The sequence below is a fragment of the Hydrogenophaga intermedia genome (assembly GCF_023715105.1).
Lineage (GTDB): Bacteria > Pseudomonadota > Gammaproteobacteria > Burkholderiales > Burkholderiaceae_C > Hydrogenophaga > Hydrogenophaga intermedia_A.
Map to the genome: position 1 here is coordinate 190,841 of NZ_JAMBNO010000002.1, position 21,246 is coordinate 212,086.

Below are 21,246 nucleotides of genomic sequence, written 5' to 3' on the forward strand. Positions count from 1 at the left end.
AGCGCGGCAGGGGTGCTACCCCAGCCTCGGCATGCCTTTCATGCCGCCCATGCGCTTCATCATCTTCATGAGGCCACCGCCCTTCATCTTCTTCATCATGTCGCGCATCTGCTCGAACTCCTTGAGCAGGCGGTTCACTTCCTGAACGTGCACGCCGGCGCCGGCGGCGATGCGGCGCTTGCGCGTGGCCTTGATGAGCTCGGGCTTGCGGCGCTCGGCAGGCGTCATGCTGCAGATGATTCCCTCTTTGCGCTTGATGTCCTTCTCGGCACGCGACAGATCGGTGGCGCCGGCCTTGGCGGCGAGTTGGGCGGGCAGCTTGTCGATGAAGCTGGAGAGACCGCCCATCTGCTTCATCTGGCGCAGCTGATCCAGGAAATCCTCGAGATCGAAGCCCTCGCCGCTCTTGACCTTGGCCGCCAGCTTCTGCGCCGCGGCCATGTCCACGCCGGCCGTGACCTGCTCGACCAGGGCCACGATGTCGCCCATACCCAGCACCCGCTGCGCGTGGCGATCGGCATCGAACACCTCCAGGCCGTCGAGCTTCTCGGACACACCGGCGAACTTGATCGGCACGCCCGTGACCGCACGCACCGACAGCGCCGCACCGCCGCGCGCATCGCCGTCGAGCTTGGTGAGCACGATGCCGGTGAGCGGCAATGCTTCCTTGAAGGCCTTGGCGGTGTTGACCGCGTCCTGGCCCTGCATGGCATCGACCACGAACAGCGTCTCCACCGGCTTGAGCACGCCGTGCAGTTCCTGGATCTCGCGCATCAGCGCTTCGTCGATCGCCAGGCGGCCCGCGGTGTCGACCAGCAGCACGTCGAAATGGTGGCGCCGCGCGTGATCGAGCGCGGCACGCGCGATGTCGGCCGGCTTTTGCTCGGGCGTGCTCGGGAACCACTCGGCACCGGCCTGGGCCGTCACCGTCTTGAGCTGCTCGATGGCCGCGGGGCGGTACACGTCGCCCGAGACGGTGAGCACCTTCTTCTTGCGCTTCTCGATCAGGTGGCGCGCCAGCTTGGCGGTGGTGGTCGTCTTGCCGGCGCCCTGCAGGCCAGCCATGAGGATCACTGCCGGTGGCTGAGCAGCGAGGTTGATGTCCGACACACCCTCGCCCATCGTTGCCGCGAGCTCGCGGTTGACGATGCCCACCAGCGCCTGCCCGGGCGTGAGCGAACCCACCACGTCGGCGCCAAGCGCCTTGTCCTTCACACGCGCGATGAAATCGCGCACCACGGGCAGGGCGACGTCGGCCTCCAGCAACGCCATGCGCACCTCGCGCAGCATGTCGCTGACGTTGCTTTCGGTGATGCGTGCCTGGCCGCGCATCTCCTTGACGATGCGAGACAGTCGTTCGGACAGGGCGGAAGCCATGGGGATGTTGCTCTGCGGTGTGGGGTGGTCTGGCGGCGGCGCACGGGGCGCGCCGAGCGCAGGGCGCCGGCAGGGCCGGGGCTTCGCGGCCGGGGGCACCGTTAAGATGTGCAGGTGATTTTAGTGCCCCGCCCCACACTGCGGCCATGAACCTGCTGCCCCAACTGGCCTTGAACGTGCCGGCGGCGACGCTGTCGGCGCTCACCGCCCTGGCCTACGCACTCGTGCCCTGGGCTTGCCCCCGGTTGAGCCCGATGCAGGCCCGTGCGCTGCTGGCGTTCACTTGGGGCTTGCACCTGCTCGCCCTGCTCGCCGGCCTGGTCGGCGATCCGGTGCGCTTCGGCTTCGCCCCGGCGCTGTCGGTGACGGCCTGGCTGGTGCTCACGGTGTACCTGCTGGAAAGCCGTCTCTACCCCCAGCTGCAGGCACGCTGGACGCTGGCCATCATCGGCACCGCGGTGATGTCGCTCGCCTTGCTCTTCCCGGGGGCTCACCACCCGACGCTGCCCTCGGCATGGATGCCGCTGCACTGGGCACTGGGCATCGCCTCTTATGGCCTGATTGCCGCCGCGGTGCTGCACGCCTTCTTGCTGCAACGCGCCGAGCGCGCCATGCGCAGCGGCCTCACGCCCGAAGCGGCCATGCCGGTGCTCACGCTGGAGCGCCTCACGTTTCGCTTCGTGGCCGCCGGCTTCGTGCTGCTCAGTCTCACGCTGATGGCCGGCTGGTATTTCTCCGAACTGCTGAACCAGCGCATGGTGTGGAACCACAAGACCGTGTTCTCGGTGCTGGCCTGGCTCACCATGGGCGTGCTGCTCTGGGGCCGCTGGCGCCTGGGCTGGCGAGGCCGTACGGCCGTGCGCACCCTCTACCTCGGCGCCGGCTTCCTGCTGCTCGGCTACGTGGGCTCGCGCTTCGTGCTCGAAGTGCTGCTGCAACGCACGTAGCGCCTCTCAATCCCCTGAATCCATGAAATACCTGCTCGTGCTCGCCGTGGTGGGGGTCGCGTTCTGGATCTGGCGCAACAACCGGCGCGCCGAGGCGGCCGATCGCGCCGTGCAGCGCCCCCCGTCGCCGCCGCCGGCCAAACCGGTGACGATGGTGGCTTGCCGTGTGTGCGGCACCCACCTGCCGCAGAACGAAGCCGTGCCAGGCAACCAGGGCGTCTATTGCAGCGCCGAGCACCGACAGCGCCTGGAAGGCCCGTCCGCCTGAGCCCGACATGCCCAAAGCCGACAGCTCCAGCTTTGCCACCTCGTGGTACTCGGCCTTCGAGAGCCCGATCGACCACACCCTCGCGCAGCGCCAGCGAGCCTTCGTTCGCCTGTGGCGTGCGTTCATGCACGCGCGTCTGGTCGTGGCCCTGGTCCTGCTCGGCCTGCAGGTGTTCCTGCTGACCACCGGCGGCAACGGATCGATCTGGCTCACCGGACTCGCGTCCTTGTACCTGCTGGCCTGCGCGCTGGTCATGCTGTACTGGCCACCGGCCGAACACCGGCAGGCGCCCGCGCTGCAATGGCTGATCACCCTGGGCGTGGACATTGCGGTGTTTGCGCTGATGCAGTACTTCGACCGCAGCAGCATCAACCTCACGCCGCTGTTTGCCCTGCCGGTGTTGCTGGGCGCCATCCTCGGACCACTGACCCTCGGGCTGGGCACAGCCGCGGCCGTCACCCTGCTGATGCTTGCCGAGGCCTGGCTGGCCACACCGCTGGCAGGCCAGATCGATGCCGCGCGCTTCCTGCAGGCCGGGCTGGCGGGCACGGGCTTCTTCGTCATCGCGGTCCTGGCGAACCAGCTTGCGATCCGCTTGGCGCGCGAAGAGGCGGTCTCGGCCAGCAACCAGGCTGCCGCGCGCGCGCAGGCTGCGGTCAACGAGGTCATCATCGACACCCTGGGTGTGGGCGTGCTGGTGATCGATCCGCACGGCGTGGTGCGCAACGCCAACCCCGCTGCGCGCGCCATGCTCATGGGCGAGGGCTTTCCGGCCGGGGCCAAGCTGCTGCTGTCGGCGCGGCCGAGCTGGTCGCACCTGGCTGCGCTGGTGCAGGAAAGTTTTGCGGTCGATGCCGCGCTCGAGACCGAGACCACCATCAACCATCCTGACCGGCCGAGCCAGCGACTGCATGCGCGCACCCAGCTCACGCCCGTGGTGGGCGAGCGCGGCTCGCTGTGCGTGCTGTTCCTCGAAGACCTGCGCGAGGTCGAGGCGCGTGTGCGCACCGAGAAGCTGGCTTCGATGGGCCGCATGTCGGCCGCGGTGGCCCACGAGATCCGCAACCCCCTGTCTGCCATCACACAGGCCAATGCGCTGCTCGACGAGGAAGTGAAGGAGCCGTCGCAGAAGCGCTTGACGCACATGATCGAGCAGAACGCACAGCGCCTCTCACGCATCGTCGACGACATCCTCAACGTCGCTCGACCGCAGCCCAACCGCAGCGACGAGCAGTTGCCGCCGCTGGCGCTGGACACCGCGCTGCGCCGCATCACCGCCGAATGGATGCGGCAAAACCAGGTGACGCAGGCACTCGGCGTGCACCTGCATGCCGGCCAGGGGCAGGTGGGGTTCGATCCCGAACACCTGCGCCGCCTGCTGGTGAACCTGCTCGACAACGCGCTGCGCCATGCCAGCGGCAAACCCGCATCGATCCGCGTGATCACCCAACCCAGTGGCAGCGGCGGCCACCTGCGCATCTCCGTCTGGAGTGACGGCGGGCCGCTGGAGGCCTCGGTGCACAAGCACCTGTTCGAGCCATTCTTCTCCTCCGAGAGCCGCTCCACCGGGCTGGGCCTGTACATCTGCCGCGAGCTCTGCGAGCGCTACGGCGCCCAGATCGCCTACCAGCGCTCGCGCCTGGACCAACGCGAAGGCAACGAGTTCTACGTGTTGATCCCGGCGGTGCAAGGCGCAACGCCGGCACCCGCGGCCCGCGAGGGCGGCCATCGCAGCAGCCTGTCCTACCCGTCGCAGCCCGGCGAGGAGCGCACCATCGTCGACCCGTTGCGCTCGGGGCGGCCCCCGCTGGCGCCCAGCTGAGGCCACCGCACGCAGCCGCATGACACACCCCACACCGAGCGCCTCCGTGCTGGTCGTCGACGACGAACCCGATCTGCGCACGCTCTACGAACTGACGCTGCTGCGCGAGGGCCACGCCGTCACCACGGCGGCCGATCTGCAGCAGGCGCGCGAGCATCTGGCGCACCACCGCTTCGATGTGCTGATCTCCGACATGCAGTTGCCCGACGGCCTGGGGCTAGCGCTGCTGCGCGAGATCGCCGAGAGCCAGCGCAGTGAGAAGTGCATCGTGATCACCGCCCACGGCTCCGCGGAGAACGCGGTCGAGTCGCTCAAGGCTGGTGCCTTCGACTACCTCACCAAACCGGTGGACCTGCGCCAGTTGCGCGGCGCCGTCAGTGCCGCCTTGCGCAGCCAGCGAGCGCCCCTGGCCGCCACGCTGGGCGAACGCCCGGGTCCCGCGGAGCCGGTGCGCAGCGCGCCGCCGCCACCGTCCGGTGTGCGGGCGCTGGAACGCATCGTCGGGCGTGCGCCCAGCATCGTGCAGATCAAGTCCCGCATCGAGAAAGTGTCCACCAGCATGGCGCCGGTGCTCATCCTCGGCGAGTCGGGCACCGGCAAGGAGCTGGTGGCGCGTGCCGTGCACGAGTGCAGCCACCGCGCCAGCGGCCCGTTCGTGGCGGTCAACTGCGGCGCCATCCCGGAAAACCTCATCGAGGCCGAGTTCTTCGGCGCGCGCAAGGGTGCTTACACCGGTGCGAGTGCCGATCGCGAGGGCTACTTCCAGGCTGCGCATGGCGGCACCCTGTTCCTCGACGAGATCGGTGATCTGCCGCTGGCCATGCAGGCCAAGCTGCTGCGCGTCATCCAGGAGCGGCGCGTGCGCGCGCTGGGCGCGGTGCAGGAAGAAGCCGTCGATGTGCGGCTGGTGAGCGCCACCCACCGCGACCTGCCCGCGCTGGTGCAGTCCGGCCATTTCCGCCAGGACCTGTTCTACCGCCTCAACGTCATCGGCCTGCGAACGCCGGCCCTGCGCGATCGCAGCGAAGACCTGCCCGAGCTCGCGCAGGCATTGCTGGCGCGGCTGTGCGAAGAAGCCGGCCAGGCGGTGCCCGAACTCTCGGTCGAGGCACTGGCGTGGCTGCAGTCACGCGAGCTGCCCGGCAACGTGCGCGAGCTCGAGAACCTCCTGCAGCGCGCGCTCGCGCTGTCCAACGGGCCGGTGCTGTACCCGGCCGACTTCGGCGAGAGCGGGGACACGCTACCCGACACCTTGCGCGACACGCTGTCGCCACCGGACACGATGTCTGGCGAACCCATCGATGCCGAGGCCGCGTTGCCTGCCGACCTGCAAAGCTACCTGGACGAGCAGGAGCGCCGCGTGCTGCTGCAGGCACTGCAGGAATGCGGCTACAACCGCACCGCTGCGGCCGCGCGCCTGGGTTTGAACCTGCGCCAGATCCGCTACCGCATCCAGCGCCTGGGCATCGTGATGCCCGGTGCATCGGGTGCAGCCGAAGGCGACAGCAACGATGCCGGCTGAAGCGTGGCGTGAGGGCTGGTGGACCGGCGCCAGCGCCATCGCCTCACCCAACCACGGGCCGCGGCCGCCGCACACGGCCATCGACCTCGTGGTGATCCACTCGATCAGCCTGCCCCCAGGCGAGTACGGCAGCGATGCGATCGAGCGGCTGTTCACCAACCGCCTCGACTGGGACGCGCACCCCTATTTCCAGTCGATCCGAGGCCTGGAGGTCTCGTCGCACTTCGTGGTGCGGCGCGACGGGCGCGTGCAGCAATTCGTCTCGACACGTGATCGCGCGTGGCACGCCGGCCGATCGTGCTGGCGCGGCCGCGATAACTGCAACGATTTCTCGATCGGCATCGAACTCGAAGGCCTGGAGGGCGAGCGCTTCGAGGACGCACAGTACGAAGCCCTGGCGGCGCTGTGCACCGCCCTCGCCACCGAGCATCCGCTGGTGCACGTGGCCGGGCACGAGCACATCGCGCCCGGTCGCAAGATCGACCCCGGCCCGGGGTTCGACTGGGAGCGCCTGCGCAACGCTCTCGGTTGGTCGCGTGCGTGTTTTGCGCACGCCACACCCGCGCAACCAGTCTAGGCAGCGAACACTGCTGCCATGCGGTCTGGCGAGCGAAATCGCGCTGCAAAGCGCCAGATCACTGCATCTCACCCGCGAATTTCAAGCCCCTTGGGCGCCTCTGGCGCGTGGCACCGCCCGTCGAATCGCGCCCTATGAAAAACACTACCCCTAGTGCCTTGAACCCCCTCCACACACCAGATATAGTGTGCCCTCATCGATGCCAGCCCAGCACCTGCTGGCCTCGGACATCGGAAACTGCCCCCATAAAGAAACCGACCGGACCGCAAGAGGAACCATGCTGACCGCCACCACCCCCCAAACCTCCCCACAATCGCCCGCCTGGCAGGCCACCCCTTCCGCCAGCGGTGGCAGCAGCAGCGCCTCGATCTACGCGCAGTACCAGATCATCCGCCGCAACGGTGCGGTGGTGCCGTTCGAGCCCAGCAAGATCGCCGTGGCCATGATGAAGGCCTTCCTGGCGGTGCACGGCACCCAGGGCGCGGCCTCGGCCAGCGTTCGCGAGACGGTGGACGAACTGACGCAGAACGTGGTGCGCGCGCTGATGCGCTCGCGCCCGGGCGGCGGCACCTTCCACATCGAGGACGTGCAGGACCAGGCCGAACTCGGCCTGATGCGCAGCGGTCACCACGAAGTGGCCCGTGCCTACGTGCTCTACCGCGAGCGCCGCGCCGCCGAGCGCGCCAGCCAGGCCGCCGCCGCGCGCTCGGCCGAGCCCACGCTGCACGTGCTTGACAACGGCCAGCGCGTGCCGCTCGACATCGAGCACCTGACGCGGCTGATCACCGACGCCTGCGCCGGCCTGGGCGCTGACGTGAAGGCCGATCCGATCGTGGCCGAGACCAAGCGAAACCTGTACGACGGCGTGCCGATGGAAGAGGTCTACAAGGCCGCCATCCTGGCCGCGCGCACCCTGATCGAGAAAGACCCCGACTACACCTACGCCACGGCGCGCCTGCTGCTGCACACCATCGTGAAGGAAATCCTGGGCGAGGAAGTGCCGCAGGCGCAGATGGGCCAGCGCTACGCCGATTACTTCCCCGGCTTCATCAAGAAGGGGGTGGACGCCGAACTGCTCAACCCCGACCTGCTGCAGTTCGATCTGGCCCGTCTGGGCGCTGCGCTCAAGCCCGAGCGCGACCTGCAGTTCGACTACCTCGGCCTGCAGACCCTGTACGACCGTTACTTCCTGCACGTGCGCAAGTCGCGTATCGAGCTGCCCCAGGCCTTCTTCATGCGTGTGGCCATGGGTCTGTCATTGAACGAGATCGACCGCGAGGCCCGTGCGATCGAGTTCTACGAGATCCTCTCCACCTTCGATTTCATGAGCAGCACGCCCACGCTGTTCAACAGCGGCACCCTGCGCTCGCAGCTCTCCAGCTGCTACCTCACCACGGTGCCCGACGACCTCGACGGCATCTACGAGTCGATCAAGGAAAACGCACTGCTGTCCAAGTTCGCCGGCGGCCTGGGCAACGACTGGACCCGCGTGCGTGCCCTGGGCAGCCACATCAAGGGAACCAACGGCGAATCTCAAGGGGTGGTGCCGTTCCTGAAGGTTGTCAACGACACCGCGGTGGCCGTGAACCAGGGCGGCAAGCGCAAAGGCGCGGTCTGCACCTATCTCGAAACCTGGCACCTCGACATCGAGGAGTTCCTGGAGCTGCGCAAGAACACCGGCGACGACCGCCGCCGCACCCACGACATGAACACGGCGAACTGGATTCCCGACCTGTTCATGAAGCGCGTGCTGGAAAAAGGCGAATGGAGCCTGTTCTCGCCGTCCAACGTGCCCGACTTGCACGACAGGTTCGGTGCCGACTTCGAGCGCGCTTACCTCGCTTACGAAGAAAAGGCCGCACGCGGCGAGATCAAGCCGTACAAGAAGGTGCCGGCCGCCGACCTGTGGCGCAAGATGCTCTCGATGCTGTTCGAGACCGGTCACCCCTGGATCACCTTCAAGGACGCCTGCAACGTGCGCTCGCCCCAGCAGCACGCCGGCGTGGTGCACAGCTCCAACCTGTGCACGGAGATCACGCTCAACACCAGCGACACCGAAACCGCGGTCTGCAACCTCGGCTCGGTCAACCTGCTGCGCCACCTCAAGGACGGCGAAAACGGCAAGGTGCTCGACCACGACAAGCTCAAGCGCACCATCGCCACCGCGATGCGCATGCTCGACAACGTGATCGACATCAACTACTACGCCGTCAAGAAGGCGCGCGACTCCAACCTGCGCCACCGCCCGGTGGGTCTGGGTGTCATGGGCTTCCAGGACGCGCTCTACGAACTGCGCATCCCCTACGCCTCCAACGAGGCGGTCGAATTCGCCGACCGCTCGATGGAAGCCGTCTGCTACCACGCCTACTGGGCCTCGACCGAGCTCGCCAAGGAGCGTGGCCGCTACAGCAGCTTCAAGGGGTCGCTGTGGGACAAGGGCATCCTGCCGCCCGACACGCTGGACCTGCTGGCCCGCGAGCGCGGCGGCTACGTCGACGTGGACCGCTCCAGCTCGCTGGACTGGGACGCGCTGCGCGCCAAGATCGCGCAAGACGGCATGCGCAACTCCAACTGCGTCGCCATCGCGCCGACCGCCACCATCTCCAACATCATCGGCGTGGACGCCTCCATCGAGCCGTGCTTCGGCAACCTCTCGGTCAAGTCCAACCTGTCGGGCGAGTTCACCGTCATCAACAGCTACCTGGTGAAGGACTTGAAGCGCCTGGGCCTGTGGGACGACGTGATGGTGATGGACCTCAAGCACTTCGATGGCTCGCTGCGCCCGATCGACCGGGTGCCGCAGGACGTCAAGGCGCTGTATGCCACCGCGTTCGAAGTCGAGCCGGTGTGGCTCGTCGAAGCCGCCGCCCGCCGCCAGAAGTGGATCGACCAGGCGCAGAGCCTGAACATCTACATGGCTGGCGCATCGGGCAAGAAGCTCGACGAGACCTACAAGCTCGCCTGGTTGCGTGGCCTCAAGACCACCTATTACCTGCGCACCACCTCGGCCACACAGGTCGAGAAATCCACTGGCCGTACGGGCCAGCTCAACGCGGTGTCGGCCACCGCGAGTGCGCCGGTGGCGGCGGCGATCAGCAACGCTGCCGTGGCAGCCGAGCCCGCCACCGACATCAAGTTCTGCGCCATCGACGATCCCGGCTGTGAGGCTTGCCAGTGAGTTCGAACGCGCGTCAGCGATGTGTTGAAGGTGCATTGCGTTGAATCATTCGATGCACCACTGCAACAAATTTCGCCAACGCGCGCTCTGATTGCTTTGCAATTCGCACAGACACTTTGATAATTCGCTGAATCGGACAGACCCCTATGTTGAACTGGGAAGAACCCGCAACACCATCTTCGACGTCGACGCACAGCCCCCGCCTCACCGGCCAGCCGGGCTTGCAAGTCTCATCCTTCGGTGAGACCACCGCCGCTGTCACCCCTCACGTTGCCACCGCCGCTGCGCACGCAGGCCAGGTTGCTGCCGCGCAGCAGCGCCGCATCAACGTGGCCGACAAGCGCATCATCAACGGCCAGACCGACGTCAACCAGCTCGTTCCCTTCAAGTACAAGTGGGCCTGGGAGAAGTACCTGGCCACCTGCGCCAACCACTGGATGCCGCAGGAAGTGAACATGAGCCGCGACATCGCGCTCTGGAAAGACCCGAACGGCCTGACGGAAGACGAGCGCCGCATCGTCAAGCGCAACCTCGGCTTCTTCGTCACCGCCGACTCGCTGGCGGCGAACAACATCACGCTGGGCACCTACCGCCACATCACCGCGCCCGAGTGCCGCCAGTTCCTGCTGCGCCAGGCCTTCGAAGAAGCGATCCACACGCACGCCTATCAGTACATCGTCGAGTCCCTGGGTCTGGACGAGGGTGAGATCTTCAACGCCTACAACGAAGTCACCTCCATCCGCGACAAGGACGAGTTCCTGATCCCGTTCATCGACGCGATCATGGATCCGAACTTCAAGACCGGCACCCCCGAGAACGACCAGACGCTGCTCAAGAGCCTGATCGTCTTCGCCTGCCTGATGGAAGGCCTGTTCTTCTACGTCGGCTTCACCCAGATCCTGGCGCTGGGCCGGCAGAACAAGATGACCGGCGCCGCCGAGCAGTACCAGTACATCCTGCGCGACGAGTCGATGCACTGCAACTTCGGCATCGACCTGATCAACGCCATCAAGATGGAGAACCCGCTGCTGTGGACGGCGGAGTTCAAGGCCGAGATCAAAGAGCTGTTCCTCAAGGCCGTCGAACTCGAGTACCGCTACGCCGAGGACACGATGCCTCGCGGCGTGCTCGGCCTCAACGCCTCCATGTTCAAGGGCTACCTGCGCTACATCGCCAACCGGCGCGCCACGCAGATCGGCCTCGAGCCCCTGTTCCCGAACGAAGAAAACCCGTTCCCCTGGATGAGCGAGATGATCGATCTCAAGAAGGAACGCAATTTCTTCGAAACACGGGTGATCGAGTACCAATCCGGCGGAGCGCTGTCCTGGGACTGATGTCCCGGCCGAGGCCTCGACCGCATTGCCAGCACACGAAAGATCTGAAGGTATTCGGCATCGTTTCTTCAGGACAGCCCACAAGGCGCGCAGACGCCCTCGCTGACCTGAAACCCGGGTTCAGCACCCTGGGGTTCACCGCGGCAACGCCGCGAAACCGCAAGGCGCTGAATCACTTCACCGGCCATCTGACCGGCTGAAGTGCTCTTTGCAACTTGATCAAGGAGAAAGCAATGGCAACTGCGAAAAAAGCCCCGGCCAAGAAGGCTGCGGCGAAGAAAGCCCCGGCCAAGAAAGCCGCGGCGAAGAAGGCACCGGCGAAGAAAGTCGCCGCCAAGAAAGCCCCGGCCAAAAAGGTCGCGGTGAAGAAGGCACCGGCGAAGAAAGTCGCCGCCAAGAAGGCCCCGGCCAAGAAGAAGGTCGCGGCCAAGAAGGCACCGGCGAAGAAAGTCGCCGCCAAGAAAGCCCCGGCCAAGAAGGCCGCGGCGAAGAAGGCGCCGGCCAAGAAAGCCGCTGCCAAGAAAGCCGCTGCCAAGAAGGCGCCTGCGAAGAAGGCTGCCGCCAAGAAAGCGCCGGCGAAGAAAGCCGCTGCGAAGAAGGCTCCTGCGAAAAAGGCCCCTGCGAAGAAGGCCGCCGCGAAGAAGGCAGCCCCCGCAAAAAAAGCTGAGCCGGCCAAGAAGCCGGCTGCCCCTGCGCCCGCGGCCGCTCCCGCCGCTCAGACCAAGCTCAACCCCCAGGCTGCCTGGCCGTTCCCCACGTCCAGCAAACCCTGAGGTCCATTGGGTGGATCTGAAAGCCCGGTGTGAAAGCACCGGGCTTTTTTCATGGTGCCTGCGTGATCGGGGCGCGCCGCCCCGATCCCCCGCGGCAGTCGTCAGGACAGCAGGTCACCGAGTTGGTAGTTCTGCGGCCCACGCACCGCGATCTTGAGCGCGCCCATGCGGTTGCCCAGTTGCGCACACCGCTGAAGCGGCCAACCCTGGGACAGACCGTGCAGCAAGGCCGCGCGGAACGCATCGCCGCAGCCGGTGGGGTCGACCACGGCGGTCGCCGCGGTGCCGGCAACACGTGCCGCGGCACCGCCTTCCCACACATCGCAGCCATGTTCGCCGAGCGTGACGATGAGGCCGCGCACCTGCGCCGAGATGTCCGCCAGCGACAGGCCGGTGCGGTCGCACAGCATGCGTCCCTCGTAGTCGTTGACGGCCACCCAACTGGCCTGCGCGATGAAACGGCGCAACTCGTCGCCATTGAACATGGGCAGACCCTGCCCTGGGTCGAACACGAAGGGTATGCCCGCCGCATGCAACTGCGCAGCGTGCAAATCATGGCCTCACGGCCGTCGGGCGCGACGATGCCCAGGCTCAGGTCCGCACGGGCGGGCACCGGGTTCTGGTGCGCAAACGACATCGCACCGGGGTGGAAAGCGGTGATCTGGTTGTTGTCGCGGTCGGTCATGATCATCGCCTGGGCCGTGTAGGCATCGGGCACGGTCACGATGTGCCGGGTGTCCACGCCCAGGCCGCGCATGCGCTCCAGATAGTCGGCGCCATCGCTGCCAATGGCCGCCAGCGGAACCACGTCACTGCCGAGCAGGCGCAGGCCGTAAGCAATGTTGCCGGCGCAACCGCCGTAGTCGCGCCGCAAACCCGGCACCAGGAAGGACACGTTCAGGATGTGCAACTGATCGGGCAGGATCTGGTCGGCAAACCGGCCCTCGAAGGTCATGATGGTGTCGAAGGCAAGCGATCCGCAGACAAGAATGGGCATGGCAGTGATTGATTGAAGAAGGTTCAGGGATAGAAGGCGAGAGCGCGGTAACCCGCCGTGGGCGCATCGTCACCCAGCATGAGCGCCAGTCGAAGGCTGACGGACACCGTGCCACCGGGCGGCAGGGCGGCGGGCGCATCGGGCCAGTCCTGCGGCAGGAACACACGCCGTGCGATCGGCTGGGTGCCCAGACCGGTGAGCGTGAGCTCCAGCGCGGGCGTGGCCACCTCGAGCGAGGACCGGTTGCGCAAAACGAAATCGAACGAATAGAAGTTCCCGAGCCGCCGCACGAGCTCCGCACTTTCAATCTCCACCGCTTCGATGCGGCGCAGGGGTGCCAGGTCGCAACCAAGCCAGCCACAGACCTGCGCCATCCAGGGACGCGCCTGCGGGTAGGTCGCCACGAGTTGATGCCGCTGCTGGACGGCCCATTGCGCTGCGAGCAAGGCCCCTAGCAACAACGCAACGACGCCCAGCGCGGCCCGAACGCCCGCCGATGACCAGAACGCCCGCCGCCTGGCTTGCCGAATGAAGCCGGGCATCGCTGCGTCTGCCGACGCGTCCTGCGCGACATCCTCTGCCGGCGGCTGCGCCACGGGTGTCGGTTGTGTTTCGCTTGCGCGATCTTCGCGCGCCGTGGCTGGCAGTGCCGCCACCGGCGTGCTCGCGCGGACCGTCTGCGCGAAACGTTCGAGTTCGGCCTGGAAATCGGGCGCCGGTACCGGTTCTGCGGACGCCGCAGCCTCCTGCGCAGACGATGCCTGCGCGGGGTCGGCTTCGTGCAGGGTTTCAGGTTCGGACGCGCCCGCGGCCTCTTGCAAGGTCTGCGCCGCGGATGACCGGGGCAGCGCGGAAGGCGTCTCGTCGGGCACAAGCTGCGCGGGTGACTGGCCAGCCGATGGGGGATCCAGCGGGCCGTCGCCAAACCAGGCGCGCAAGTCGTCGTCGTCCGGTACGTCCTGCGGTGGCGAGTCAGTGGGCAGGGGCGTTGACACCGGCGAGGGGCCAGGCGTGGCCTCGGGCGCGGGCGCGGGCACAGCGCCTGCCGGCGTCGTTGGCGCGGCAGGTTCGCGATCCGGCCCCGGTGATTTGGCCGCGGGCACCCAGGCCTGCAGGTGAATGGTGGCGTCGAAGACGTCGGAGCAGTGCCCGCAGCGCACCCAACCGTCAGAGATCTTGAGCTGATCGGCCACCACGCGGAACACGGTGCCGCAGGCCGGACAGCGGGTGGTGAAACTCATGCGCGGATTATGGCGGGGCACACGCGCGCAAAGGGCCGTGCCGCCTCAGGATTTGCGCGCGGTCATGAGGATCCAGCCATCCTCTTCGTCGCTGACCTCGAGTGCAAGCCATGGCGCGTAGGCGGCCTTGAGTTCGTCGGCCTGGCGTGCCAGGATGCCCGCGAGCACGAGATGCCCTCCGGAACGCACATGGGCACACAGCAGCGGCGCCAGCACCTTGAGCGGCGTGGCCAGGATGTTGGCCAGCACGAGATCGTGCTCGCCCACCGCGGCGTCGGGCAAGCCCGCCACAAGCTGCACATGGTTGGCCTCGGCGTTGAGCCGCGTGGCCTCGACCGCTGCTGGATCGATATCGACCGCCAGCACCGTCGTGGCGCCGTGTTTGGCGGCACCGATCGCCAGGATCCCCGAGCCGCAGCCGTAGTCAAGCACGCGCGGGCCCACGGGCGCATGGCGCGCGGTCCAGCGCAGACACATGCGCGTGGTGGGGTGCGTGCCGGTGCCGAACGCCAGGCCGGGGTCGAGGCGGATCACCTGCACCGCCTGCGCCGGCGGTTCGTGCCACGACGGCACGATCCAGAAGCTCGGCGTGATCTCCACCGGATCGAACTGCGACTGCGTCAGGCGCACCCAGTCCTGCTCGGCCACGGCGCGCACGCCGTGCACCACGCAGCCTTCGAAGAAGTCCTGCGCCTGCAGCAGCACCGCCGCCTCGTGGGCCGCCGCCTCGGTACCGAACAGCGCCACCACGCGAGAGCGCTGCCAGCCCTCCTTGGGGGGTGGCATACCCGGCTCGCCGAACAAGGCCTGCTCGGCCTCGGTCATGGCATCGGCGTCTTCCACCGAGGTGCTCAGCGCATCAAGGGCGTCCAGCGCCTCGCCCACCGGCTCCACGGCCGCTTCGGGCACCAACAGCACCAGTTCGAACAGAGACCCGGCCTGCGGCCCGGTCTCGTCGGCGGCGTGATCAGCGCTCACGTTGCGAGAGCCACTCTTCGAGGTAGTGGATGTTGGTGCCACCGGCCACGAAGCTGGCGTCCACCATGATCTCGCGGTGCAGCGGGATGTTGGTCTTGATGCCTTCGACCACCGTCTCGGCCAACGCGGTGCGCATGCGGGCCAGTGCCTGTTCGCGCGTATCGCCGTGCACGATGATCTTGCCGATCATGGAGTCGTAGTTGGAGGGGACGAAATAGTTGGTGTAGGCGTGTGAATCCACGCGAACGCCGGGCCCGCCGGGCGGGTGCCACATGGTGATGCGGCCGGGCGACGGCGTGAACTTGTAGGCGTCCTCGGCGTTCACGCGGCACTCGATCGCGTGGCCCTTGAGCTGCACCTGGCGCTGCGTGAAAGGCAGCTTCTCGCCCGCCGCCACCGCGATCTGGGTTTTCACGATGTCGATGCCGGTGATCCACTCGGTGACCGGGTGCTCCACCTGCACGCGCGTGTTCATTTCGATGAAATAGAACTCGCCGTTCTCGAACAGGAACTCGAACGTGCCGGCGCCGCGGTAGCCGATCTTCTTGCAGGCCGCCGCGCAGCGCTCGCCAATCTTCTCGATCAGGCGGCGCGGGATGCCCGGCGCCGGCGCCTCCTCGATCACCTTCTGGTGGCGACGCTGCATGGAGCAGTCGCGCTCGCCGAGGTAGACGGCATTGCGGTGCTGGTCGGCCAGCACCTGGATCTCGATGTGGCGCGGGTTCTGGAGAAACTTCTCCATGTAGACCTCCGCATTGCCGAAGGCCGCACCGGCCTCGGCCTTGGTGGTCTGCACCGCGTGCAGCAGCGCGGCCTCTGTGTGCACCACGCGCATGCCGCGCCCGCCACCGCCGCCCGCGGCCTTGATGATCACCGGATAGCCGACCGCCTTGGCGGTGCGCTTGATCACCACCGGATCATCGGGCAGCGCGCCATCGGAGCCGGGCACGCAGGGCACCCCGGCGCGAATCATGGCCTGCTTGGCCGACACCTTGTCGCCCATCAGGCGGATCGACTCGGGCGTGGGGCCGATGAAAGTGAAGCCGCTTTTCTCGACGCGTTCGGCGAAGTCGGCGTTCTCGGACAGGAAGCCGTAGCCCGGGTGGATGGCCTCGGCATCGGTCACCTCGGCAGCCGAGATGATGGCCGGCATGTTCAGGTAGCTCTGACCCGAAGGCGCCGGCCCGATGCACACCGCCTCTTCGGCCAGCTTCACGTACTTGGCGTCGCGGTCGGCCTCGGAATAGACCACCACGGCCTTGATGCCCATCTCGCGGCAGGCCCGCTGGATGCGCAACGCGATCTCGCCCCGGTTGGCGATCAGGATCTTCTTGAACATGGGTGGAGCGCCCTTACTCGATCACGAACAGCGGCTGGCCGTACTCGACCGCCTGCCCGTTCTGGACCAGGATCTGGGTCACGGTGCCGCTCTTGTCGGCCTCGATCTCGTTGAGGATCTTCATGGCCTCGACGATGCAGATCGTGTCGCCTTCCTTGATGCTGTCGCCCACCTCGACAAACGGCTTTGCACCAGGCGCCGAGGAGCGGTAGAAGGTGCCCACCATGGGCGACTTGACCGTGTGCCCGGCGGGCGCGGCCGGCGCGGCGGGCGATGCCGCAGGCGCCGGTGCCACCTCGACGGCCGGGGTGACCACCACCGCCGCAGGAGCGGGAGCCATGCTGTAGGTCACCGGCGCCGGCATCACCGCCGGGCTGGCCTTGACGATGCGGACCTTGCCCTCGGCCTCGGTGATTTCGAGCTCCGAGACATTGGACTCCGAGACAAGGTCAATCAGAGTCTTGAGTTTGCGCAAATCCATGTTATCTCCAACGATTTACGCACCAAACGAGGTCTTTTGCTCGCAACTTCATGGAGCCGCGATGCACCCGCCGGCGCGAGGGTGCCGCAGTGTACACGAAGGGGTGGGCCACGCCAGCCCGTCGGTCCGGGGGAGACTTGTGGGGGTATTCGACGACGTTGGAAGCTGTTGTTGCGTCAGGCCAGTTGCGCCCACTGGGCAAGGTCATCGGGCTTGACCTGGCCGATCTTTCGATGGATCACCGCTCCCTCGGGCCCGAACACCACGGTGAACGGCAAGCCGCCCGACGGGTTGCCCAGGCTGCGGCTGAGGTCGGCACCGGCGAAACCGGTCATGGCGACCGGAAAGTCGATGGGCAGCTTCTTCAGGAAGGTCTGCACCGCGTCCACCCGATCGACCGCCAGGCCGAGCAATTGCCAGCCTCGGGGCGACTGCTCGCGGTGAAAGGCGTTGAGCAGGGGCAGTTCTTCAATACAGGGCGGGCACCAGGTGGCCCAGAAATTCACCAGCAGCGGGCGCCCGCGCCAAGGCGCCATGGCCAGCGGTTTGCCTTCGGGCGAGTCGAAACTGCTTTGCCAGAACGTGGCCTCGGCACCGTCCAGAACGGGTTGCGGCCGCAACCGGCGCTCGGCCCACCAGACCCCGGCGCCCGCGGCTGCCACGGCCACGCCGGCTCCCAGCATGTGGCGTCGCTGCAGCTTCATGCGCCGGCCTCCTGCGCCATCAGGTCACGCAGTGCCTGCGCATCGCCACGCGGCCTGCGGCCCTGGGCGTCGGGCTTGAGTGCGCCACGCAGCGCGTCGTGGTCATGCACCAGCAGGTGCAGCAGCACCCACTGGCCCAGTGCCTCGCTGCGGGTGCGTACCGTCAGTGCCTCCACCGCCTCGCCCCGCCAGCCTTGCGCGCTGCCGGGGTGATAGTCCACGCGGTGGTCGATCAAGGCCCATTCGGCCTGCTTGGGGTCGTCGCAAAAGAGGTGCATGTGGATGTCGCTGTGGCGGGTGGCCGTGCCGTGCCAGACGGCGCCGCCCAGGTGCGGGCGGAAAGCCTGGAGTCGATCCATCCACAGCAGGGCCAGTTCCCGCAGCGCGCGCAGTTCGGCGGGCTGGGTGTCGGCACAAAAAACGGCGATGTGTTCGCGCACCGCAGCCTCCAGGGTGTCGTTGTCGGGCAGGGGCGTGCGCGGCGGCAGGCCGAGCTGGCGCAGGGCACCGCGCTTGGCCGCGCCGTAATCCTGGCCTTCGTCGACCACCAGTCGCGCAGCCACGGCGGCGATTTCGGCAGCGGTGTCGTCTCGGGAAAGCATTGCGCGATTGTGCCCCGGGCCAGTCCCTAGAATCCCCGCATGCACATTCATATCCTGGGCATCTGCGGCACCTTCATGGGCGGTGTCGCGGCCCTGGCTCGCGAAGCGGGCCACCGCGTCACCGGCTGCGACGCCGGCGTCTACCCACCCATGAGCGACCAGTTGCGCGCGCTGGGCATCGACCTCATCGAGGGTTTCGGTGCCGACCAGATGGCCTTCAAGCCCGATGTCTGGGTGATCGGCAACGTGGTGAGCCGCGCGCGCCTGCCCGACGGGAGTCCGAAGTTCCCGTTGATGGAAGGCATCCTCGACGCCGGCGCGCCCTACACCAGCGGGCCGCAATGGCTGGCCGAGCACGTGCTGCAGGGTCGACACGTGCTCGCGGTGGCTGGCACACACGGCAAGACCACCACCACCTCCATGCTGGCCTGGATCCTGGAGGCCTGCGGCCATCGACCGGGCTTCCTGGTGGGTGGCGTGCCCATGAACTTCGGGGTGTCGGCGCGGCTGGGGCAAGGGCCGGGCTTCGTGATCGAAGCCGACGAATACGACACCGCCTTCTTCGACAAACGCAGCAAGTTCGTGCATTACCGCCCGCGCACGGCGGTGCTCAACAACCTTGAGTTCGACCACGCCGACATCTTCGATGACCTCAAGGCCATCGAGCGCCAGTTCCACCACCTGGTGCGCACCGTGCCCGCCAGCGGCCGCGTGGTGGTCAATGGTCTGGAGGAAAGCCTGGCACGCGTGCTGCACCAGGGCTGCTGGAGCGAAGTCTGCAGCTTCGGCGCTGCGGTGAGCGATTTCGTGGCCGACGGCGAGCCGCACGACTTCGCGGTGCTGCAGGGCAACCGTCGCGTGGGCCAGGTGCGCTGGTCGCTCTCGGGCGTGCACAACCAGCTCAACGCGCTCGCTGCCATCGCCGCGGCGCAGCACCTCGGCGTGGCGACGGCCGACGCGGCGGCGGCCCTGGCGCGCTTCGAGAACGTGCGTCGCCGCATGGAAATCCGTGGCAGCGTGGCGCGCGCCGGTGGCGACATCACGGTCTACGACGACTTCGCACACCACCCCACCGCCATCCGCACGACGCTGGACGGGCTGGCGCGCCGGCTTGGCGCCCCGCGCGGACGCATCCTCGCGGTGTTCGAGCCGCGCAGCAACACCATGAAGCTGGGCACCATGAAGTCCCAGCTGCCCTGGAGCCTGGAGAACGCCGACCTGGCCTTCTGCCATTCGGGTGGGCTCGACTGGGACGCGACCGAGGCGCTGGCCCCCATGGGCGCACGCGCCAGCGTGGCCGGCAACGTCGACACGCTGGTACAGCAGGTGGTGCAGGCCGCCCGCCCTGGCGATCACATCGTCTGCATGAGCAACGGCGGCTTCGGCGGCATCCACGAGCGCCTGCTGAAGGCGCTCGCGGCCTGACTCAATAAGCGAGGGCCTGCGCCGGCACGTCGACCGTCACCACCGGTTTGGCCAGCGCGGCGCTGGTGGCGCGGGCAAACGCCAGCGCCCATTCGCGGTGGCCCGGGTCGCTGAAGTGCCCCTGGCCCGCGGCCTGGGCAATGCACAGGATCTTGTCCACCGTGAGCACCTTGCCTGTGGCCCGCAGGGGCTCGCAACCCATCTGCACGAACTGCTCGTCCAGCCAGTGCCGCGCCTGGTCGTGCGGCATGGGCTGCACCTCTTCGAGGTCGATGCGGTAGGCGGCGGGCTCGCCCCAGGTGACGGTGACTTGGCTGCGCATGGTGTCTCCTCGGCTCGGCTTCGGCGGTGCGGGCATTGTGCCCCGCACCCGGCGTGCTTCACACCGGAAAACCCCCACCGCGTTCAGCGGCGTGCGGACTTCACCGCTTGCGACAGCACCTCCAGCGCCTGCAGCGAATCGCCCCAGCCCAGGCAGGCGTCGGTGATGCTCTGGCCATAGCGCAGCGCGGACGCATCGTCCTTGCCCGGGGTAAACTTCTGGGCGCCGGCCTCGATGTGACTTTCGATCATCACCCCGAAGACGGACTTGCTGCCCGCGGTGATCTGGGCCGCGATGTCACGTGCCACGTCGAGCTGCTTCTCGTGCTGCTTGCTGCTGTTGGCGTGGCTGCAGTCGATCATCAGGCGCGGCACCTGCTTCGCGGCCTCCAGTTCCTTCACCGCACTGGCGACGCTGGCGGCGTCGTAGTTGGGCGCCTTGCCGCCACGCAGGATCACGTGGCAATCCTTGTTTCCCTTGGTCTGCACGATGGCGACCTGGCCGTTCTTGTGCACCGACAGGAAGTGGTGGCCGCGGGCCGCGGCCTGGATGGCGTCGGTCGCGATCTTGATGTTGCCGTCGGTGCCGTTCTTGAAGCCGATCGGAGCCGACAGACCCGAGGCCAGCTCGCGGTGCACCTGGCTCTCGGTGGTGCGTGCACCGATGGCGCCCCAGCTGATGAGGTCGCCGATGTACTGCGGCGAGATCACGTCGAGGAATTCGCTGCCCGCGGGCAGGCCCAGGCGATTGATCTCGATGAGCAACTGGCGCGCAATGCGCAGGCCTTCGTCGATGCGGAAGCTCTCGTCGAGGTACGGATCGTTGATGAGGCCCTTCCAGCCCACGGTGGTGCGCGGCTTCTCGAAGTACACCCGCATCACGATTTCCAGCGTGTCGGCGTACTGGTCGCGCAGTGGCTTGAGGCGGCGCGCGTAGTCCAGCGCAGCGGCGGGGTCGTGAATCGAGCAAGGCCCGATGATCACGAGCAGCCGGTCGTCCTTGCCATGCAGGATGCGGTGGATGCGATGCCGCGTCTGGCTGATCAGCGCCTCGGTGGGCGTACCGGCAATCGGGAAGAAGCGAATGAGGTGTTCGGGCGGGGGCAGCACGGTGATGTCCTGGATGCGTTCGTCGTCGGTCTCGCTGGTCTTGTCGACGGGTCGCGCATACCAGGTGTCGCTGGCGGCAGAGGTGGCTTTGGCGTTCATCACGGGCTCCTGGGTGGGGTCTGAAAAAAGGCAAGGGGCGAAAAAAAACCGCCGGGCTGTCAGCTCCGGCGGTTTGATTCGAGATTCGTGGCGCGCTTACGTCTTCGCCTCTCGTCCGCCGGGGACAGAGAACCAAAAGTAAAAAGCGAAG

The 21,246-nt window shown here is 67.3% G+C and carries 18 protein-coding genes and 1 pseudogene; 9 read left to right on the top strand and 10 right to left on the bottom strand.

Annotated features, from left to right (window positions below; all coding sequences use genetic code 11):
• Positions 1–15: 15 nt before the first annotated feature.
• Positions 16–1,377: a signal recognition particle protein gene (gene ffh / locus M3149_RS02640; protein ID WP_251707781.1), complete on the bottom strand. Its 1,362-nt coding sequence runs from the start codon at positions 1,375–1,377 to the stop codon at positions 16–18.
• A 146-nt stretch (positions 1,378–1,523) separates the two neighbouring features.
• Here ffh and M3149_RS02645 point away from each other — a divergent pair, with 146 nt between their 5' ends.
• From M3149_RS02645 to M3149_RS02680, 8 genes are all read left to right on the top strand, one after another.
• The gene (locus tag M3149_RS02645; RefSeq protein ID WP_251707782.1) at positions 1,524–2,324 is read left to right on the top strand and encodes a cytochrome C assembly family protein; all 801 of its coding nucleotides are present in this window, start codon (positions 1,524–1,526) and stop codon (positions 2,322–2,324) included.
• A gap of 22 nt (positions 2,325–2,346) precedes the next feature.
• Positions 2,347–2,592, top strand: coding sequence for a PP0621 family protein (locus M3149_RS02650; RefSeq protein WP_251707783.1), 246 nt, complete (start codon positions 2,347–2,349; stop codon positions 2,590–2,592).
• A gap of 7 nt (positions 2,593–2,599) precedes the next feature.
• Positions 2,600–4,414, top strand: coding sequence for a sensor histidine kinase (locus M3149_RS02655; protein WP_251707784.1), 1,815 nt, complete (start codon positions 2,600–2,602; stop codon positions 4,412–4,414).
• A gap of 19 nt (positions 4,415–4,433) precedes the next feature.
• Positions 4,434–5,936, top strand: a complete 1,503-nt coding sequence (locus tag M3149_RS02660; protein WP_251707785.1) for a sigma-54-dependent transcriptional regulator — start codon at positions 4,434–4,436, stop codon at positions 5,934–5,936.
• Positions 5,926–6,513 (top strand): 1,6-anhydro-N-acetylmuramyl-L-alanine amidase AmpD, encoded by a 588-nt coding sequence (ampD, locus tag M3149_RS02665; protein WP_251707786.1) that lies wholly within the window; start codon positions 5,926–5,928, stop codon positions 6,511–6,513. The genes M3149_RS02660 and ampD overlap by 11 nt, the downstream gene beginning before the upstream one ends.
• Positions 6,514–6,790: 277 nt before the next feature.
• On the top strand, positions 6,791–9,691 hold the full coding sequence (locus M3149_RS02670; RefSeq protein ID WP_251707787.1) for a ribonucleoside-diphosphate reductase subunit alpha: 2,901 nt from the start codon (positions 6,791–6,793) through the stop codon (positions 9,689–9,691).
• A 146-nt stretch (positions 9,692–9,837) separates the two neighbouring features.
• Positions 9,838–11,025: a ribonucleotide-diphosphate reductase subunit beta gene (locus tag M3149_RS02675; RefSeq protein ID WP_251707788.1), complete on the top strand. Its 1,188-nt coding sequence runs from the start codon at positions 9,838–9,840 to the stop codon at positions 11,023–11,025.
• 233 nt (positions 11,026–11,258) lie between these two features.
• Positions 11,259–11,798, top strand: coding sequence for a histone H1-like DNA-binding protein (locus M3149_RS02680; protein ID WP_251707789.1), 540 nt, complete (start codon positions 11,259–11,261; stop codon positions 11,796–11,798).
• A 101-nt stretch (positions 11,799–11,899) separates the two neighbouring features.
• Here the strand turns inward: M3149_RS02680 and M3149_RS02685 are convergent.
• The 7 genes and pseudogenes from M3149_RS02685 to M3149_RS02715 all read right to left on the bottom strand — a co-directional run bounded on the left by M3149_RS02685 (position 11,900) and on the right by M3149_RS02715 (position 18,140).
• A pseudogene (locus M3149_RS02685) lies at positions 11,900–12,795 on the bottom strand (carbohydrate kinase family protein).
• 23 nt (positions 12,796–12,818) lie between these two features.
• On the bottom strand, positions 12,819–14,036 hold the full coding sequence (locus M3149_RS02690; RefSeq protein WP_251707790.1) for a DUF3426 domain-containing protein: 1,218 nt from the start codon (positions 14,034–14,036) through the stop codon (positions 12,819–12,821).
• Between the two features lie 45 nt (positions 14,037–14,081).
• Positions 14,082–14,966, bottom strand: coding sequence for a 50S ribosomal protein L11 methyltransferase (gene prmA / locus M3149_RS02695; protein ID WP_251707918.1), 885 nt, complete (start codon positions 14,964–14,966; stop codon positions 14,082–14,084).
• A 37-nt stretch (positions 14,967–15,003) separates the two neighbouring features.
• Positions 15,004–16,353 carry an acetyl-CoA carboxylase biotin carboxylase subunit gene (gene accC / locus M3149_RS02700; RefSeq protein WP_251707791.1) on the bottom strand — a complete coding sequence of 450 codons (1,350 nt, stop codon included), beginning with the start codon at positions 16,351–16,353 and terminating at the stop codon, positions 15,004–15,006.
• A 13-nt stretch (positions 16,354–16,366) separates the two neighbouring features.
• Positions 16,367–16,834: an acetyl-CoA carboxylase biotin carboxyl carrier protein gene (gene accB, locus M3149_RS02705; RefSeq protein WP_251707792.1), complete on the bottom strand. Its 468-nt coding sequence runs from the start codon at positions 16,832–16,834 to the stop codon at positions 16,367–16,369.
• Between the two features lie 176 nt (positions 16,835–17,010).
• Entirely contained in the window at positions 17,011–17,538 is a 528-nt protein-coding gene (locus tag M3149_RS02710) for a TlpA family protein disulfide reductase (protein WP_251707793.1), read from the bottom strand.
• Positions 17,535–18,140, bottom strand: coding sequence for a hypothetical protein (locus M3149_RS02715; protein WP_251707794.1), 606 nt, complete (start codon positions 18,138–18,140; stop codon positions 17,535–17,537). The genes M3149_RS02710 and M3149_RS02715 overlap by 4 nt, the downstream gene beginning before the upstream one ends.
• A gap of 39 nt (positions 18,141–18,179) precedes the next feature.
• Here M3149_RS02715 and mpl point away from each other — a divergent pair, with 39 nt between their 5' ends.
• Positions 18,180–19,565, top strand: coding sequence for a UDP-N-acetylmuramate:L-alanyl-gamma-D-glutamyl-meso-diaminopimelate ligase (gene mpl / locus M3149_RS02720; protein ID WP_251707795.1), 1,386 nt, complete (start codon positions 18,180–18,182; stop codon positions 19,563–19,565).
• 1 nt (position 19,566) lies between these two features.
• On the opposite strand, the gene M3149_RS02725 is transcribed toward mpl, so the two are convergent.
• Together M3149_RS02725 and M3149_RS02730 are read right to left on the bottom strand one after the other, a co-directional pair.
• Positions 19,567–19,887: a hypothetical protein gene (locus M3149_RS02725; protein WP_251707796.1), complete on the bottom strand. Its 321-nt coding sequence runs from the start codon at positions 19,885–19,887 to the stop codon at positions 19,567–19,569.
• A gap of 83 nt (positions 19,888–19,970) precedes the next feature.
• The gene (locus M3149_RS02730) at positions 19,971–21,095 is read right to left on the bottom strand and encodes a 3-deoxy-7-phosphoheptulonate synthase (protein ID WP_251707797.1); all 1,125 of its coding nucleotides are present in this window, start codon (positions 21,093–21,095) and stop codon (positions 19,971–19,973) included.
• Positions 21,096–21,246: the final 151 nt, after the last annotated feature.